Annotated in this window: 9 protein-coding genes and 1 pseudogene; 7 read left to right on the top strand and 3 right to left on the bottom strand. The window is 67.9% G+C overall.

The genetic code is table 11. The annotated features are described in order from the left end of the window. Positions 1 to 50 precede the first annotated feature (50 nt). From ACWEMJ_RS08095 to ACWEMJ_RS08105, 3 genes are all read left to right on the top strand, one after another. Positions 51 to 1,124 carry a cation diffusion facilitator family transporter gene (locus ACWEMJ_RS08095; RefSeq protein WP_452136131.1) on the top strand — a complete coding sequence of 358 codons (1,074 nt, stop codon included), beginning with the start codon at positions 51 to 53 and terminating at the stop codon, positions 1,122 to 1,124. A 72-nt stretch (positions 1,125 to 1,196) separates the two neighbouring features. Further along, positions 1,197 to 2,099, top strand: coding sequence for a 5'-3' exonuclease (locus ACWEMJ_RS08100; RefSeq protein ID WP_452136205.1), 903 nt, complete (start codon positions 1,197 to 1,199; stop codon positions 2,097 to 2,099). 149 nt (positions 2,100 to 2,248) lie between these two features. After that, positions 2,249 to 4,180: a DNA/RNA helicase domain-containing protein gene (locus ACWEMJ_RS08105; RefSeq protein WP_452136132.1), complete on the top strand. Its 1,932-nt coding sequence runs from the start codon at positions 2,249 to 2,251 to the stop codon at positions 4,178 to 4,180. Between the two features lie 347 nt (positions 4,181 to 4,527). Here the strand turns inward: ACWEMJ_RS08105 and ACWEMJ_RS08110 are convergent, their stop codons facing one another. The 3 genes from ACWEMJ_RS08110 to ACWEMJ_RS08120 form a co-directional block, all read right to left on the bottom strand. Further along, entirely contained in the window at positions 4,528 to 5,997 is a 1,470-nt protein-coding gene (locus ACWEMJ_RS08110; protein ID WP_452136133.1) for an HsdM family class I SAM-dependent methyltransferase, read from the bottom strand. 14 nt (positions 5,998 to 6,011) lie between these two features. Then, a complete protein-coding gene (locus tag ACWEMJ_RS08115; protein WP_452136134.1) occupies positions 6,012 to 7,409 on the bottom strand; it encodes a hypothetical protein in 1,398 nt (465 codons plus the stop codon). Between the two features lie 246 nt (positions 7,410 to 7,655). Then, a complete protein-coding gene (locus ACWEMJ_RS08120) occupies positions 7,656 to 7,835 on the bottom strand; it encodes a hypothetical protein (RefSeq protein ID WP_452136135.1) in 180 nt (59 codons plus the stop codon). 106 nt (positions 7,836 to 7,941) lie between these two features. Here ACWEMJ_RS08120 and ACWEMJ_RS08125 point away from each other — a divergent pair. From ACWEMJ_RS08125 to pglX, 4 genes and pseudogenes are all read left to right on the top strand, one after another. After that, positions 7,942 to 8,447, top strand: a pseudogene (locus ACWEMJ_RS08125) (5'-3' exonuclease); the annotation flags it as partial. A gap of 558 nt (positions 8,448 to 9,005) precedes the next feature. Further along, a complete protein-coding gene (locus ACWEMJ_RS08130) occupies positions 9,006 to 9,347 on the top strand; it encodes a hypothetical protein (RefSeq protein WP_452136136.1) in 342 nt (113 codons plus the stop codon). Next, entirely contained in the window at positions 9,344 to 14,065 is a 4,722-nt protein-coding gene (gene pglW / locus ACWEMJ_RS08135) for a BREX system serine/threonine kinase PglW (RefSeq protein WP_452136137.1), read from the top strand. Before ACWEMJ_RS08130 ends, pglW begins: the two co-directional genes overlap by 4 nt. A gap of 91 nt (positions 14,066 to 14,156) precedes the next feature. Then, positions 14,157 to 17,807, top strand: a complete 3,651-nt coding sequence (gene pglX, locus ACWEMJ_RS08140) for a BREX-2 system adenine-specific DNA-methyltransferase PglX (protein ID WP_452136138.1) — start codon at positions 14,157 to 14,159, stop codon at positions 17,805 to 17,807. Positions 17,808 to 17,815: the final 8 nt, after the last annotated feature.

Genomic DNA, 17,815 nt, shown 5'->3' on the forward strand with positions numbered 1-17,815 from the left:
CCGAATTGGGGTTCACTTCGGGGTCGGAGACCGGAGCGGAGGGACCCTCGATGGCGGACCACGAGCACGACCACGCACACGACCACGAGCACGAGCACGGCGGCCACGACGACGGCCACGGCGGTGGGGCTCACGCCGGCCACAGCCACACCGTCTCGGCGGACGCGGACCGCCGCTGGCTGTGGAGCGCGCTGATCCTGCTGGTGGTGTTCATGGCCGGCGAGGTGGTGGTCGGTTTCGCGGCGCAGTCGCTGGCGCTGATCTCGGACGCGGCGCACATGCTGACCGACGCGGCGTCGATCGCGCTGGCCCTGGTGGCGATGCGGCTGGCGGCGCGTCCGGCGCGCGGCGGCTACACGTACGGGCTGAAGCGGGCGGAGATCCTGTCGGCGCAGGCCAACGGGGTGACGCTGCTGGTGCTGTCGGCGTGGCTGGGCTACGAGGCGGTGGCCCGGCTGATCGCGCCGCCGGAGGTGACGGGGTCGCTGGTGCTGGTGACGGCGCTGGTGGGCGTGGTGGTGAACATCGCGGCGACCTGGTGCATGTCGAAGGCGAACCGGTCCTCGCTGAACGTGGAAGGCGCTTTCCAGCACGTCCTGACCGACCTGTACGCGTTCATCGCGACGGCGGTGGCGGGTGCGGTGGTGCTGTTCACCGGGTTCGTCCGGGCCGACGCGATCGCCTCGCTCGTGGTGGTGGCGCTGATGCTGCGGGCCGGGATCGGGCTGGTGCGGGACTCCGCGCGGATCTTCCTGGAGGCCGCGCCCGCCGGCATCGACCCGGACCAGGTCGCGGACCGGCTGGTGGCCACCGAGCAGGTGGAGGAGATCCACGACCTGCACATCTGGGAGATCACCTCCAACGAGCCCGCGCTGTCGGCGCACATCCTGGTCGCCCCGGGCGGCGACTGCCACGCGGTGCAGCGCGAGTTGCAGCGCCGGCTGCGCGAGGAGTACCGGATCACGCACGCCACCCTCCAGGTCGACCACGTCGGCGAGGGCGGCGCGGACGGGCTGCTGCAGATCTCCTCCAGCGGCGCGGCGGCGGCCGCCGAGCAGGAGGCCCGCGAGCACTGCGAGGACGCCCACGGACCGGTGCACCGCTCGGGGCCGCACCCGCACTGACCTCGCGTCGACCGCGCTGTCGGCGGCATGCGGCATGATCGGGGGGTGACCCCACCGAACGCACCGCGCCTGATGCTGCTCGACACCGCCAGCCTCTACTTCCGCGCCTACTTCGGCGTGCCGGATTCGCTCCGCTCCCCGCAGGGCGAGCCGGTGAACGCGGTGCGCGGGCTGCTGGACTTCATCGCCCGCCTGGTCCAGGACCACGGCCCGGACCAGCTGGTGGCCTGCATGGACGCGGACTGGCGCCCGCAGTGGCGGGTCGACCTGATCCCCACCTACAAGACGCACCGGGTGGCGGAGGGCGCGACCGACGGCGAGGAGGAGGTGCCCGACACCCTCGCCCCGCAGGTCCCGGTGATCGAGCAGGTGCTGGACGCGATCGGCATCGCCCGGATCGGCGCGCCCGGCTACGAGGCCGACGACGTGATCGGCACCCTCGCCACCCGCGCCACCGGCCCGGTCGAGATCGTCACCGGCGACCGGGACCTCTTCCAACTCGTCGACGACACCCGCGCGGTGACGGTGCTGTACCCCGCGAAAGGCATCGGCGCCGCGCAGCGGATGGACGACGCGGCGCTGCTGGAGAAGTACGGCGTCCCCGGCTCGTCCTACGCCGACCTCGCCGCCCTGCGCGGCGACAGCAGCGACGGCCTGCCGGGCGTCAAGGGCATCGGCGAGAAGACCGCCACCCAACTGATCCAGACCTACGGCGACTTGGCGGCCGTCCGCGCCGCCGCCGCCGACCCGGCCTCCAAGCTCACCCCGGCCCGCCGCAAGAACCTCCTCGAAGCGGCCCCCTACCTCGACGTCGCCCCCACCGTCGTCCGCGTCGCCACCGACATCCCCCTCCCGCCCTTCGACCCCACCCTCCCCCGCGAACCCCGCGACCCCATGGCCCTCGAACACCTCGCCACCCGCTGGAACCTCGGCACCTCCCTCACCAGACTGTTGGAGGTCCTGGCCACTCACTGAGGCTGTGCGCGACCGGCCTTGCCAGGAGGTGAGACCGGCCGCTGTCTGACGCCCCTCGACCACGCAGTGATAATTCGGAAGCCGGTCGTCGCCAAGATTCGCCGACGACCGGGAAGTCGAGACTGTGGCAAGGCGGGAGCGCAGCAAGGATGACCACGAAGAAGCCCTGGGGGGCACTGGAGGAGTACAGTTCCGCCAACGCCCTGGTGCGGAACATCGAGCGGTCGGTCAAGAAGATAACTGAGAGTTACCGGTGTGCCCACCCCCAAGGGGCAGCACCCTCGAGTTCGGACCTCGAATCATGGCAGGAGAGCCTCTTCGAGTTGGCGACGTTTCTGGTCGACGCCGGACTCGGACAGACGTCACTCTTCGTCGAGTACCGCGTGGACCCCGGAATGAATCCGATCGATGTCGTTATCGCAGGACGGCATCCCAGCGGAAACCTCAGCTTCGCAGCCATTGAGCTGAAGCAGTGGGGCTCGATCCATCGGCCGAACCTGGCGACCCCTAAAGGTCTCTGCGGCGTCTGCCAGGACCCGGAGGCCAACCGCCTCTGCGGGGACTGCGCTACGGGAATGGTGTTCGCACCGTTCTATGGAAAGCACAAAAAGCATCCCGCAGTACAGGTCCACGACAGCCTGATCGCGCTGCGGAGGCATCACAGCATGTTCGACGATCGGTATATAAACATCGTCGGTGCATCATACCTCCACAACCTCAAGGATGAGGATTCCCAGTGGATTAGCCAGGTGGCTCCGCATCCGGAGATCCCTACCTTTACCGCCCGGCAGCCCGATGATCTCCAAAAGTTCCTGGCCGCCAATTTCGCACCGGGTCTCGGCACCGAGGCCGCCCAGGCTCTCCTCAAGGGACGTCGCTCGACGGCGCTACTGACCGATGATGCGGGCTCCATCATCAACGGCTACTCGCAGTTCAGTCTGTTGGAGAACCAGTTGCGCGCTGTCAATGACATCATGGGCGCCGTGCGGGGCGGCCCCTCGGCTGGTGCGAAACGCGTCTTCGTCATCAGCGGCCGCGCTGGAACCGGGAAATCTCTGGTGGCCCTCGATGTACTCGGCCGCGCACTACGGGGTGGCCACCAAGCGCGATTTGTGTCTGGAGGAATCGCATCGCGCGACAATTTCAAGCGGGCAACCAGAGGGCACGGTCGCATGTTCCCGACGATCAACCAGATCGCAGACTCCGTCACGGCAGACGAACTCGATCTCATCGTCTGCGACGAAGCGCATCGACTCACCCATCGCCCCATGCAAGGCTCGCGCAAGGAACGGCCCGGAGAGACCACCGTGGCGGCAATCGTCAACCGCGCCAAGGTGCCCGTCTTCTTCATCGACGGGGATCAACGAATTTTCCCGAAGGAGGTGTGGTCACCTGACGTTCTCCGGACCGAGATCCAGTCGCTGGGCGCCGAAGTCGTCCCCATCACTCTAGACCGGGTCTTGCGCGCAGTTGGCAGTGCCACCTACGACAGGTGGATCCAACAGTTCCTCGCGGGCGCACCAATCCCTTGGGATGCTGGAGACGACCAAGACCCAGAGCCGTTCAAGCTCTCCTACGCCGAGAATGCGACCGCCATGGAGGACTTCCTCAGGGAGAAGAATGCGTCCGGAGCAAGCGCCCGCATCAGCGCCGGAATGTGCTGGAAGTGGGACGACCGATCCGGAACCGTGCCAGAGGTGGCGCCAGACGAGACCTGGGCCCGCCCTTGGAACGCTGGGGATGGCCGCGTTCCGCCAGGCGTGCCGAAGCGAAAGTTCTGGGCTACCGGCGAAGGCGGCTTCAATCAGGTTGGCTGCATACACACAGCCCAAGGCCTGGAGTACGAGTGGGGTGGCGTCATCATTGGCCCAGACCTTTCCTGGGACAACGGAAAGTGGGAAGTCCACCGCGCGCACGTACGCAGCAAGGCTCGGCAGATCAAGCAGGACGCCGATCTTCTGCGCTCGGTCCGCAATGCTTATGGAGTGCTACTGTCGCGCTCCATACGCGGCACCGTGATCTACTCCGTCGATCCAGCCACCAGGAAACTCCTAGCGGATCTCGGCGTGCCTAAGGTATGATCCGAAGGTGTTCCGTGAAGCATAGAAGCGGAAAACCTTCCGACGAGTTCGCCGCAAGGCCATCTCCCTCTTGTACGAAGGACACTCCGCTCTTGCATCTGGGGCATTCCGGCCCCGCCTCATGGATCGCCCTACCATCGCGCACCATCAGGACTGCCGCGCGCTACGGAGCGCGGCAGTCCGAAGGGTTCGGCGTGACCATGGCCCGGTCCGCATCCCGCCACTTGACTTGAGACTCAGCTCCCAGGCTTCCCAGGGCTACCGCATATCGATGGCAGAGGGATCAGCCGCCCCTTGCTCGAATGGATGTCACACGGCCCTGGCGGTAGTGCCAGGGCCGGCCGGTTTCACAGCGCCTCGGTGACAGCTTCGAAGTGACTCAGAGCAGTCTTCAGCTTCTCCGTGATCTCGGCAGCAATGACTCCTGGTGACCGGTCGTCCGGGACGGGCGGTTCCAACGGCGGGCACACGAGGTCGAGGTTGGTGTCCTCACGCTTCATGAGTTCGTCGTAGGTGAACGGCCTGAACCGGTGGTCGGCACTTTCCTGCCGCGAGCTGCGGTCGCCCATGCAAAGTGCCCGAACGATCTCGGCAGAGCCTTCAGCGTCCAGGTGGCTCTCACCACCAGTCGGTGAGGACCCCGTGCGCAGGTCGTAGACCCACAGCGTGCCTCCCGGTCCCCTCCGCCCGGTGGGATGCCTGTCGAAGAAGAGGATGCTGGTGCGGACGCCGCGGGCGGTGGGGAAGACACCGGCAGGGAGCCGGATCAAGGTGTGGACGTCAAAGGTCTGCAGGAGCAGGCGTCGTACGTCCCGTGCGGCTCCCGTAGCGAACAGCACGCCGTCCGGCACGATCACTCCTGCCCGCCCTCCTGGCACGAGGATCGACATGATGTGCTGGAGGTAGTTGAGTGCTTTGCTGCTCGTCCGGACCGGAAGGTCGACGCGCGACTCGACCGCGGACTTCTCCTCACCCTTCATCGTACCGAAGGGCGGGTTGGCGATCACGACCGTCGCCCGTGGCATCGCTGGGAGGCCGAAGGGGCTCTCATTCGTGACGCCCGGGCAGTCGGCATGCTTGGTGATGCCGTGCAGCAACAGGTTGGCGCCGGCAAGGTTGGTGAGGGCGGACTCGTTCCCTCTGATGCTGATGCGCCCGCCTGCGGACGGGGGTTCGGTGCCGGGATTGTGCTCAAGGATGTACCGGTATGCCGCAGTGAGGAAGCTGCCAGCCTTGCACGCCGGGTCGGTGATGATGTCGTCCGGGCCCGGTCGCACCGTGGCGACCACGAGGTCGACGAGGGCACGCGGCGTGTAGTAGTCGGGGTTGCTGCCTCGCAGGTGCTGAAGGGCGCGTTCCAGGAGGTCGGACAGGACTTCGCCCTCGTCGTCGGCTGACACGCTGCCAACGTCCTGGGCGAGGCCCTCGTCCAGGACAGCGATGAGCTCCCGCAGCACGACCGGGTCGTCGATACTCTGGTGTGCATCGACGAACACGGCACCCAGCGCCGTCTCAGGGGCTGCGCCCAGATCGTGGAGCAACCGCCGGTAGGTGCCGTAGGTGTCGGCGCTGGTAGTGAGATCAGTCCATGCCCCAGCTAGCGCAGCCAACGCGATCGGACCCGCAGCAGTCGCCTCTGCCGCTCTCCTGGTGAGTCGGCGGTGGGCCTGCCGGAACAACAACAGGTGCGCCACGGTCTGCAGGTGGGCACTGTCGAGACGGAAGTCCCCATCGTTGACCTGCTGCCAGCGACCCCACAAGCGGTCCGCCAGCGAGGGCGCCGCGTCCACCGCATCCAGGGGCAGGTTCTCGGGCACAGGACGGTCTCCCATCAGAAGTCGAACTCCTGCTGCTCGTATCCGGCATCGACTGACACGCCGAGCGCGTGGCCGACCACTGGCCTGGGCTGGGGAACACCCGGCATGCTCATGGTGCAGAGCTGCCCGTCGCCGTCTGCTGCCGTCCCGCCCGGGGCGAGGCGACCCGAGAACGCCCGGGCGAGAACGGACAGACGAAGCGCGGCAGCTGCCCGGCTCGCGTCATCGAGCAGCGCACCGACCGCATCCACATGGTCCTTCCAGCGGTCGGCAGCCAGGACCAGTTCCGCCTGGGCAGCAGCACCTGGGACGCGCACACGCACGGCCCGGATGTCGTCCAACCTCAGTGTCCGGCTACCCGTGGTCGACGTAGCAAGCGGACGGAGCGGACGCAAGGTGCTGGGGGCGTTCCAGACCAGCTCGAGGTATCTCGGGTCGATGCCGTGGGGCCTGATGCGGGCCAGGTGGTTCTGGATGAGGATGTCGGGCAGCTGTCCGTGCCAGAGGGCGGCCTGGCCCAGACGGTCCGGGCTGCCGTTCTGGCGTACGACCAGGAGGTCGTCCTTCTGCAGAAGGTGGTGCTGGAGGAAGGACACTCTTTCCTTGGGGATGGTGAGGTGCTTGACCTTGTCGAGGTCGATGGTTTCGGGCGCGATGTTGGCGACACGCAGGTAGGTGTGGCGGACACCATCCTCTGCTGTTCGGGGCGCCTGGACTCCGCCGATGACGGAGGCGACCTCGTGGATGCGGTAGTGCGAAGCCCTTTTCGGTGGCCGGTTGTCGAGAGTCCCGTCAGCCACGGCGTCAAGGACGCTGTCCCACAACACGCGCAGGTCGCTCCGGGCGGCTGCTTGTGCCGCCTCACCTGCGTTGATGTCCGCCAGCATGCCTTCAACGACGGCGCTGATGCGCTGCTGCACCGGCAGCGGCGGAACGGGCACGCTCCACGCTCGCACTGTTCCAGTGTCGAGATGCTTGAGACTCGTGGTCCCCTTCAACCGCCCCGCGAACGCACCGCGGAGCGCGTCGTAGTATAGGACTCGGTGAAGGTAACCGGGATGCACACCCCGGCCTGGACGCACGCGGATGAGACTGCCGTTCAGGCAGCAGTCCTCCACCTCGCCGCTCCACAACGCGGGACGCCCCACCAGATGGGGACTCCCCGACTTCCCGGCCACCACGATGTCACCTGGCGCCAACCGGTGCCGGGTCGCCTGATGACGCGTCAACCCCGTCTCCGCGAGCATCCGCAGATCCAAACCAGCCCAGCTGACGTTCGCCGACGTCAGCTGGGCATGGAGTGCGATGCCGGGACCGGGGGAACGGACAGTGCCACTGCCGGCCTGCACCTGGGCGATTTGGCCGATCCGCAGGTGGGACCAACCCGGCGGGAGGTCCAGGGGAGCGGGCATGCCCGACCTCGTTTCCGGTAGTCGCTTCGCCGTCCACCCCAGGCGGGCAGGATCGTGGGACACCTGTGGCACGGCCGCGGGGGACACGGGCGATTGCGTGCCCAACCGACCATTATGAGGCACCGGACCGACAAGCCACCCCCTGCCCCACAGCACCGAGCAGCAGCCGGCCTCGCCACCTGCGTCGGCACCTTTCCGAAGCCTGGCGGGACGTCAGGAGACTGGCAGAAAAGGCGAGATGAGGTTTCAGGGGTGGTAAGAGCTCGATTCGATCTGACGGGCACCCTTGATCAGGGGCTTCGGCCCCGGAAGGATGTGAACTGTCCCGCCAGCGCTGGCGGCGACGGGGCTGTCGGCCTGCAGCAGGCTGACGAGCAGGAACCACAGCCATGGCAGCCCCTCGGTCACGTCGCTTCCGTTCTGCACCGCCGGCTCCCTCGCGGGCAAGGCGAGTCGCCTGCCTGGAAGAGCCGGCAGTAGGTCTATAATCGGCGACCGGGAGACTGCAGATTACCAACCCACGCGCGTCCTGATCGTGACAGGTGACAGAGACCTCTTCCAGCTGGTGGACGACGCCCGCGGCATCCAGGTCATCTACCCGATCAAGGGTGTCGGCAACGCCGAAGTCATCAACGAGGCCTTCCTGCGCGAGAAGTACGGCGTCACCGGCGCCGAGTACGCCGACATGGCCGCCCTGCGCGGCGACCCGAGCGACGGCCTCCCCGGTGTCAAGGGCATCGGCGAGAAGACCGCCACCCAACTCATCCGCGAGTACGGCGACCTGGCCGGCATCCGCGCCGCCGCCGACCCCCTCTCCAAGCTCACCCCGGCCCGCCGCAAGAACATCCTCGAAGGCGCCGCCTACCTCGACGTCGCCCCCACCATCGTCCGCGTCGCCACCGACGCCCCCTCCCGGAGTTCGACCCCGTCCTTCCCTTCGAACCCCTCGACCCCATGGCGCTGGAAGAGCTCTCCGCCCGCTGGGGCCTCGGCACCTCTCTCACCCGCCTCCTCGACACCCTCACGGCCACCCGCTGACGACGAAGCCCGACAGCGCCCTTTGCGAGCTGAGGGCGCCCACCCCTTCCACAGACGACTGAAGCAATTGGGCACAACGGGTTCGAGCTGTACTACGATCTCTAAATCGGGCGTTGTTGACCCCACGCGGAAAACTAGCACTGCAAAGCCCCTGAACTGCGAAAACGCCTCTCAAGGGCTTTAGGCGATTCTCGTCCGTCCTCGTCCTCATGTGCACCCGTTGTGCACCGGGAGCAGGCCTACGCAGAGGAGAAGTTCGATGCCTCGGCTCTCCAGCGACAAGCTGGCGTCCTGACCCACCAGATCAACGCGGCGCGCAGTCTCGCACACGATCTGAGCCATCTCGGTCAGGTCCGCAGCAACGCCGCGCTCTGTGCGAGCAAGCGGCAGCGCTACCAGCCTGCTCGAAGCAGTGGGCACGGCTCCTTGGAGAGGAAGTCCCTCTCAACGGTCGGGGCGCTCCGGCTTAGCGGAGGCGCGGTCCCTGCTGGTCCTGCTGGACTTGCTGTGGGCGCGGTTGGAGCGGCTGCCGCTGCTCGACCGGGCGCTGGACCGGGTTTGGACATTGCGCTGGTCGACGGGCTCGATGCGTCGGTTTGGCGCGGGTCTGGCGGTGCGGGTGGGCTGTCCGCCGTGTTGCTGGAGCTGTTCGCGGTGGGCCTGGCGCTCGGCTTGGCGGCCGGATCGGGCGAGCGTCGGCTGGCGGCGTTCCGCTGTTTGCTGCTCGGGCCGGGTGGCCTCGGCCGTGAGCTGGCAACGTTTCGCAAGCACCGTGCTGACGTGTTCGGCGACGCGGAACAGTCCGCCAACCGTCCACCCAAGTTCCAACGCGAACACTGTTCGTCTGTGATGCGGCCTAGAATCACGGGGACGCAGGGGGCAGGACGGGGAGTGGTGTGAAAGACGAGCGGTGGACAACCGTCACCGAGTCGCAGTTCGAGCATGAGCGGCGCGGCCTGGAGGCGATCCGGCGTGCCCTGCGGGATCAGGACGGGCAGCCCTGGCGTGCCTGGTCGAACTTCACCTTCACCGCGAACAGCGGCCATGTCCGCGAGGTCGACCTCTTCATGGTCGCCCCTGCCGGCGTCTTCCTGATCGAGTTGAAGGACTGGCACGGCTCGGTCGCGGGCGGTGGTCGCGACTGGATCCAGACCACCCCGGGCGGTACGAGCCGACGTCACTCCAATCCGCTACACCTGTCCAACCAGAAGGCCAAGGAGCTGGCCGGTCTCGTCCAGTCGACCGTCGGTGCGCGCCCGCGCATCTGGGTCGGCGAAGCGGTCTGTTTCACCGACGACAGGCTCCGTCTGAATCTGCCAGCCGCAGACCTGAACGGCCTGTTCACAGTCAGGCAGTTGGCCGAGATGCTGGCCACGCCGCCCGGTGATGCCCGCTACGCGGTCACCGCCGAGATTTCCCGGAAGGTCGCGCAAGGACTGCAGAGCCTGGGGATCGCGCCGATCCGGCGGCAGGAAGAGGTCGGGGGGTACCTGCTCGACTCCACCTCCTTCGACTCCGGCCCGACCTGGGCCGACTACAGGGGTGAGCACACCCAGCTCCACGACATCGCCCGGGTGCGGGTGTTCCTCAGCGAGCGCGGCGCCTCGAACGCCGAGCGTGCCTCGGTGGAGAAGGCCGCCGCGCGTGAAGCCGCGGTGCTGAGCCGGTTCCGCCACCCCGGCGCGGTGTCGGTGAAGAACTACCTGCCTGCCGGGCACCCGGCCGGCCCGGCGATCATCTTCGACTACCACCCGCACACGATGCGCCTGGACGACTACCTGGTGAGCTACGGCCAGGAGCTCGATCTGCAGGCCCGTCTGGCCCTGGTCCGGCAGCTCGCGGAGACGATCCGCTCCGCGCACTCGCGCCGCATCTACCACCGCGCCCTGTCCGCCCACTGCGTGCACGTCATTCCGCGCAACCGTGGCGCGCGTGGGCATGAGCTCAGCGAGGCCGAGCAGTGGGCCAGGCCCCGCCTGGAGATTGCGGACTGGCAGATCGCGGCCGGCGGGCCCGGGGCCGGTGCTTCCCGTGGCAGTGCTTCGGGTGGCGGGCGTCGTCTGTCGCAGCTGATGTCGCCGACCTCGCTGTCCGCGCTGCACATCGCCGACCAGGCGGACCCGTACCTCGCGCCGGAGCTGACGGCGGCGAAGGCCGATCCAGTGCGCCTGGACGTTTATGGCCTGGGTGTACTCACCTATCTACTGGTCACGGGGAAGGCTCCGGGGGCGAGCCAGGCAGAGGTGCTGCGCCGGCTGGAAAGCGGGGAGACGCTGCGGCCCAGTGCGCTGGTCGACGGTCTGGACCCGGACATTGACGACCTGGTGGAGGCGGCGACCGCATTCGATCCGGTCCGTCGGCTTGCCGCGCTCGACGACTTCATGGAGATGCTGGAGTTCGTCGAGTCGTCGTTCGCGGCCGTGGCGTCCACGGGGACGAACGCGGATGGCGGTGTGGGTGACGGTGACGAGGCCGGCCCTGCTCCGGAGCCCGAGCCGGAGAGCGATCCCCTGGAGTGCGTCGCGGGTGATGTGCTCGCGGGGCGCTGGGAGGTCGAGCGGCGGCTCGGCACCGGATCGACCGCGCGGGCCTTCCTCGTACGTGACCTGGCCGCCGAGCCGCGCCGTAACGGCTCGCGGCCACCGGTCGTGCTGAAGGTGGCGCTGAGCGAGGCCAAGCATCCGGTCCTGGAGCGGGAGGCGGAGGTTCTCGGCCGGATCCACCAGGACTCGCGGATCATCGGGCTCGCCATCCCCGAGCCACTGACGATCGGCGGCCGCCGGGTCCTCGCCCTTGAGTACGTGGGTGATGCACGCGAGCAGCGCGGTGAGGAGCAAGGGCGCTCGGAGCGGCCGCAGCGCCGTGAGGACACCGTCGCACGACAGCTGCGGGAGGTCGGCCGCCTCGGCATGGACCAGCTGGAGGCGTACGGGCAGTACCTCTTCGGTGCTGTCGAGCACTTGGAGGCCGAGGGGATCTGGCACCGTGACCTGAAGCCGGACAACATCGCGATCCGTATCCGGCCGAACGGCACCCGTCAGCTCGTCCTGATCGACTTCTCCCTGGTCGGCTATCCGGCGAAGGAGATCGAGGCAGGAACGGAGGGCTACCTCGACCCGTTTCTCGGCACGCTCCAGCGCGGCGCGTACGACGCGCACGCCGAGCGGTACGCGCTCGCCGTGACCCTGCACGAGATGGCCTCGCGCGAACTGCCACAGTGGGGCGACGGCTCGGTCACCGCGCGACAGACGGTCGCGGAGGAGTGGCCGTACCCGAAGATCGCGGCGGATGCGTTCGAGACGCCGGTGCGCGACGGCCTGGTGGCATTCTTCCGCAAGGCGCTCGCGCGGGAGGTCAAGGACCGTTTCCCGGATCTGGTCCCGATGGAGCGGGCCTGGAAGCAGATCTTCATCGAGGCGCAGAAGGCGACAGCGCCGTCCACGGGGCACGGTTCCGGTGCGGAGCGGAATGCAGGCGCCGGCGCCGGGGATGAGACTCCGCCAGGTGACGAGAGCGAGGCCGCGCTCCGGATCCGTGAGGAGCAGGCCGCGCGGGCGACGCTGAGCACGCATCTGTCGGTGGCGGGCCTGAGCCCGGCCGCGCTCTCCCAGTTGTATGCGATGGGCCTGAGCACGGTCGGCGATGTCATCACCTACAAGGCACGCAAGTTCCTCACCGCCCCCGGCATGGGTTCGCGTACGCGTGAGGAGATCCAGGACCGTCAGAAGGAGTGGAACGCGCGGCTGCGGCAGTCGGTCGCGCCGACCAGCACCGAGGCGCGCAGGGAGGCGGAGCGGGAGCTCACCGACCTCGAGGAGTCTCTCGCGCAGGCGGCCGGAGGCGAGACGGCCGCAGAGGTGTACGCGCGGCTGAGCCTGGACGCGCTCGCGGCCCGGTTGGTGCCCAAGCCCGCGACGGGGCGCGGGGGTTCCAACGAGACGACCCGCGAGGGCATCCGACTGCTGCTCGGCATGCCTGACGAGCAAGGCCGGTACCCCTCGGGTCCGGTGTGGGCGCGGCAGGCGGACGTGGCGAAGGCCCTTGAGGTCACCGCGGGCCGAATCCCGCAGATCGTGAAGAAGGCCCGGGAACGCTGGCACGAGGACGCGGCCCTGGGGGTCCTGCGCGAGCAGGTGGTGGAGATCCTCGCCGAGCGCGGCCGGGTGGCGTCCGTCGTCGAGATCGCCGACGCGCTCATCGCCCGTCGCGGCACCGAGGTCGCCGACCGGCGCGGCCGTCGGGCGCTCGCGCTGGCGGTGCTGCGGGCGCTGGTGGAGCGGGAGCAGTTCTACGACGCCGAGAAGCACCAGCAGCCGCCGCTGCTGCACTACTTCCACGCACCGGCGCCGCGCGGCACGGAGCCCGTGCTCGGTCTGCTCGTCATCGACGTGCGGGAGGGCACGGACAGCCCGGACACACCGACCAAGCCCGCACTGCAGGAGTACGCGGTGAAGCTCGGCGCGAAGGCGGACCGGCTCGCTGGCCTGGAGACATTGCCGACCGCCGCGACCGTGCTGACCGAGCTGGGCTCCGTCGCACCGCCGCCGGGTGTGCTCGGCTGGAACGAGCAGCGGATCGCGGAGATCGCCGTCGCCGCGTCCACCCGGGCCGCGCTCACACCGCGTCTGGAGATCTACCCGCGGGATCTGGATCTGGTCCGCGCCCTGCGCATCACCCAGGCCGGCATGGTCGCCGTCCAGCCGGAGCTGGAGGAGGCGCGGCAGCCGGGCCTGCGCGTGGAGGACGTACACAAACTGGTCCACACCCGCTTCCCCGGCCTCGGCTCCGACCCCCTCGCCACGGCCGAACTCCCCACCGGGGCAGAGTTGGTGACGGCACTGCGCAAGGCCGGTTTCGACCTGAAGCTGGAGACCCGCTACGACCGCGTGCTGCGGCTGCTGCCCAACCGCCCTGCGGGCGCCGGCGCCGACGGCAGCCAGGTGACGACGTACGGGAGTTCGCGGACGGGGACCATCCGGTCCGGGGCTACGTCGTCCGCGAGCCGGCAGGGCGCTGCCCGGTACGACGCCGACCAGGCGGTACGGGCCGCGGCTACCGCCGAGCAACGGCTGACGCACGACGCGGGCAAGGACGGCCTGCGCGTGCTCACCGTGCCGTCACGCGGTGCGCACACGGCAGCACGGCTCCTGACGCAGGAGCCGTACGAGGCAGAGGCGGTGTCACTGACCGGGCTGTTCCTCGACGAGCTGCACGCGATGGTCGACGGGCGGCCCCAGCCGACCTGGCAGACGGTCCTCGAGGCAGATGCAGCCGCACCCGGTTCGCGGGGCCGGCAGAACCTCGGCGTGGTCGCCGGGCGGGCGTGGCACCAGTTGGAGCCGAAGCTCGCGGCCCGGCTCGAGCGGGTCCCGGGGGCCGGCGGGGGGCCGCTGTTGCTCACCGAGGCCGCGGTGCTGGCCCGTTACGACGCGCTGGACGTCCTGGACCGGCTCGCCGAACTGGCACGGGAAGGGCGGCGTCCGCTGTGGCTGCTCGTCGCCCAGTCCGACCCGTCGGACACGCCACGCCTCGCGGGGAAGGCCGTGCCATTTCAGGCCGCGCGCGGTGAGTGGATCCACGTGCCGGAAGCGTGGGTGAACGCGCGTACCGATGCCTGACAATTGATCACTGAGTGCCTGGCGAAGTGTCACCTCGTCCTAACTCCCGTACGACCACCTACCGCATGCATCACCCGAACAGGAGCCATCCGTGATCGAGCGCAAAAGCCTCCTCGCTGACCTGCAGCAGCAGGTCAAGGCGGCCGAAACTGACCTGGACGCCCAGGTCAAGGCCGTACCCGAGGTGAGCGCACGGCTGCGCGGGGAGTATGACCAGGCTCGCAAAGCGGACCGGACAGCCGCCACGTGGAGCGCATGGCTCGGGGAGCGGGTCACGCAGGTCGCCGTCGCGTGGGTGCTCGGCACGGTCTTCGTGCGCTTCAGCGAGGACAACGAGCTGATCGCCGAGCCGTACATCACTGCGCCGACGGTCGCGGGGCGCGACGTCGCGCAGGCGCGGTACGAGGAGTACGTCGACAAGGACGACGACCCGACGTACCGCGGTTGGCTAGAGACGGCCTTCGCAGAGCTGGGCGCGGGTCCGGCGGGACGGCTTCTGTTCGACCGACGCCACAACCCGCTGTTCCAGATTCCGCTCTCGCACGAGGGCGCGGGTGCGCTGCTGGAGTTCTGGCGGCGGGAGAACGGCGAGGACGGGACGCTAGTCCACGACTTCACCGACCCGCTGGAGGAGGGCGGCGACGGCACGAAGGGGCGGGACACCCGGTTCCTGGGTGACCTGTACCAGGAACTGAGTAAGGACGCGCGGGACACATATGCACTCTTCCAGACTCCGGAGTTCGTCGAGGAGTTCATCCTCGACCGGACCATGAATCCGGCGGTGAGGGAGTTCGGGTTCGAGGGCCTGAAGATGATCGACCCCACGTGCGGGTCAGGGCACTTCGTGCTCGGCGCGTTCCGGCGGCTGGTGCGGCTGTGGGCGGAGGAGCGGCCGGCGGTGGGCCCGTACGAGCGGGTGCGGGCGGCGCTGGAATCGGTGCACGGCGTGGACCTCAATCCGTTCGCGGTCGCCATCGCCCGGTTCCGGCTGCTGCTCGCGGCGATGGCGGCGGGCGAGATGCGAACGTTCGCGGAGGCAGCGGCGTACGAGTGGCCGATGGGGCTCGCGGTGGGCGACTCGCTGCTGCCGACGGAGTTTCGGCAGGAGGGGCTGTTCGACGTTCCGGGGGCGGCGGACGCAGAGGCTGAGGACCCGTACTACGCGCTGAGCACGGAGGACATCTTCGAGCACCCGGAGATCCTTCGGAAGGGCCGCTACCACGTGGTGGCGGGGAACCCGCCGTACCCCACGGTCAAGGACAAGACGCTGAACCAACGGTACCGGAAGCTGTACGACGCCTGTTCGGGCAAATATGCGTTGTCCGTACCCTTTGCCCAGCGCTTCTTCGAGTTGGCCAAGCGCGGCGACGCCAGCAGCGGGCGCGGATATGGCATTGTCGGCCAGATCACAGCAAATTCATTCATGAAGCGAGAGTTCGGAGGCAAACTTATCGAGAGTTTCTTCCGAGACCAGGTCGAGCTTACCGAGGTCATCGACACCTCCGGGGCCCATATCCCAAACCATGGCACACCTACGGTCATTCTTGTTGGCCGCCCGCGAGAGGGATCCAACAGGCAGACCACGATTCGCACTGTGCGTAGCGTACAGGGAGAGCCAAAAACTCCGGAAAACCCGGAAAGCGGGCTTGTCTGGCGCGCAATCATCGAACAGATTGACCAACCCGGCAGCGCCGGTCGGTGGGTGTCCACCGACGATCTGGACCGAGACCAGAATTTTTCAAAACACCCATGGGTACTGACCAGCGGCGGACTGGAAATTATTGACGGACTGCGATCCGTTTCACCATTCCACCTGCGGGCTAAAGCAGAGCCTATTGGCTACTCGGTGATCACTGGCGAAGACGAAGCCTATGCATATCCTCACCCTCTCACTCGATGGGCAGCACAAAAATATCCGATGCTACGCCCCTTCCTCATCGGGGACCAGGTGCGTGACTGGTGCGCCATTCCCGACGAAGGGGTGCTATTTCCGATTGATCTCACCGCCGAACAGGACGCCTCACTCCGGAGACGTACGCTCTGGCCTCTCCGACAGGCGCTGCGCTCGGGGCTAATGTTTTCTAAGACTAAAGAGCAGCGAGGCCTCGGCTGGACAAGTTACGCCTTCCATAAGACTGAGCGCCTAAACGCGCCCCGCCTCCTATGCTTCTCGTCAATCGCCACCACCCATAACCATTTTTCACTCATCCCCCAAGGTGTTATCCCTAATCATTCAACCCAAGTAATTCAGCTACGAGAGGGCGCAACAAGAGTAGAGTATCTTTCACTGCTTGGAGTGCTCAACAGTTCCACTGCTGGATTCTGGCTCAAGATGGTGAGCCACAACAAGGGAGGCGGCGGGATCGGCGGTGGGATTGCCGAGGAACACTGGGAGCAATTCTACGAGTTCACCGGCACCAAGCTCCAGGAGTTCCCCCTCCCCGCTTCCTACCCCACTCCCCTCGCCACCGCCCTCGACGCCCTCGCCCAGGAGCTGTCCGCCGCCTCCCCCTCCGCCCTCGCCGCCCTCGAGACACCGACCCCCGCTGCCCTCCGTGAGGCCCGCGCCGGACACGACACGATCCGTGCACGGATGATCGCGTTGCAGGAGGAGTTGGACTGGCAGGTGTACGGGCTGTATCAGCTGCACGTCGACGAGCTCCGCATCCCAGAGGCCGACGCCGACCCCGAGACCGTCGCCGTGCCGTCCCTCGCCCTCGGTGAGCGCGCGTTCGAAATCGTGCTCGCCCGCCGCGTCGCGGCCGGTGAAGCCAGTGACGAATGGTTCAAGCGGCACGGGTCGACGCCCATCACCGACGTCCCCGACCACTGGCCCGCCCCCTACCGCGCTCTCGTCCAGAAGCGCATCGACGCCATTGAGGCCAACCGTGCCCTGAACATGATCGAGCGCCCCGAGTACAAGCGCCGCTGGGCCACCGACGGTTGGGACGCCATGCAGAACAAGGCGCTCAAGGCGTGGCTGCTCGACCGGGTAGAGGATCGCCGACACTGGTTCGACCAGGAGGGGAACCCGACCTTGGTCTCTCTCGCCCGCCTCACCGAAGACCTCAGCACGGACGCCGAGTTCGTGTCCGTTGCCGAGATCTACGCGCCGCGCCAGGACTTCGCGAAGACGGTGCGCGAGCTGCTCGGCGACGAGCACGTACCGTTCATCTCCGCCCTGCGCTACAAGCCGTCCGGGCTGAAGAAACGCGCTGACTGGGAGCACGTCTGGGATCTCCAGCGTGAGGAGGACGCCGCCGAAGACGAGCCGGCCAAGCGCAAGGTCCGCGAGCGCACGCCAGTGCCGCCGAAGTACACCTCCGCCGACTTCCTCAAGCCCTCGTACTGGCGGGCCCGCGGCAAGCTCGACGTACCCAAGGAGCGGTTCGTCTCGTACGGGTCGGCCAATGTCCAGCAGCCCGCCCTCTACGGTTGGGCGGGCTGGAACGAACTTGAGCAGGCCCTTGCGCTCGCCTCGTACCTCCAGGACGCCGGGGCCGGTATCGAGGACTCGGACCTCGTCCCCTACCTGGCCGGGTTGCTCGAACTGCAGCCGTGGCTCGACCAGTGGTACGGCGAGTACGACCCGAGCTACGGAGCCGCTCCCGCCACCGAGATCCTCGGGTTTCGGCATCTCAAGCAGGGTGAACTCGGTCTCACGGACGAGGACTTGAAGAGCTGGAGCCCGGCCGCAGCCACACGCGGCGGGCGTAAGGCACCCGTGAAGTCGGACAGCTGAGCCGGGAC

The sequence above is a fragment of the Kitasatospora sp. NPDC004531 genome, from assembly GCF_053602195.1.

Excerpts from the sequence above, each read along its gene's own strand:
- ACWEMJ_RS08095 (WP_452136131.1), top strand. The coding sequence starts at position 51 with ATGGCGGACCACGAGCACGACCACGCACACGACCACGAGCACGAGCAC.
- ACWEMJ_RS08100 (WP_452136205.1), top strand. The coding sequence starts at position 1,197 with ATGCTGCTCGACACCGCCAGCCTCTACTTCCGCGCCTACTTCGGCGTG.
- ACWEMJ_RS08105 (WP_452136132.1), top strand. The coding sequence starts at position 2,249 with ATGACCACGAAGAAGCCCTGGGGGGCACTGGAGGAGTACAGTTCCGCC.
- ACWEMJ_RS08115 (WP_452136134.1), bottom strand. The coding sequence starts at position 7,409 with ATGCCCGCTCCCCTGGACCTCCCGCCGGGTTGGTCCCACCTGCGGATC.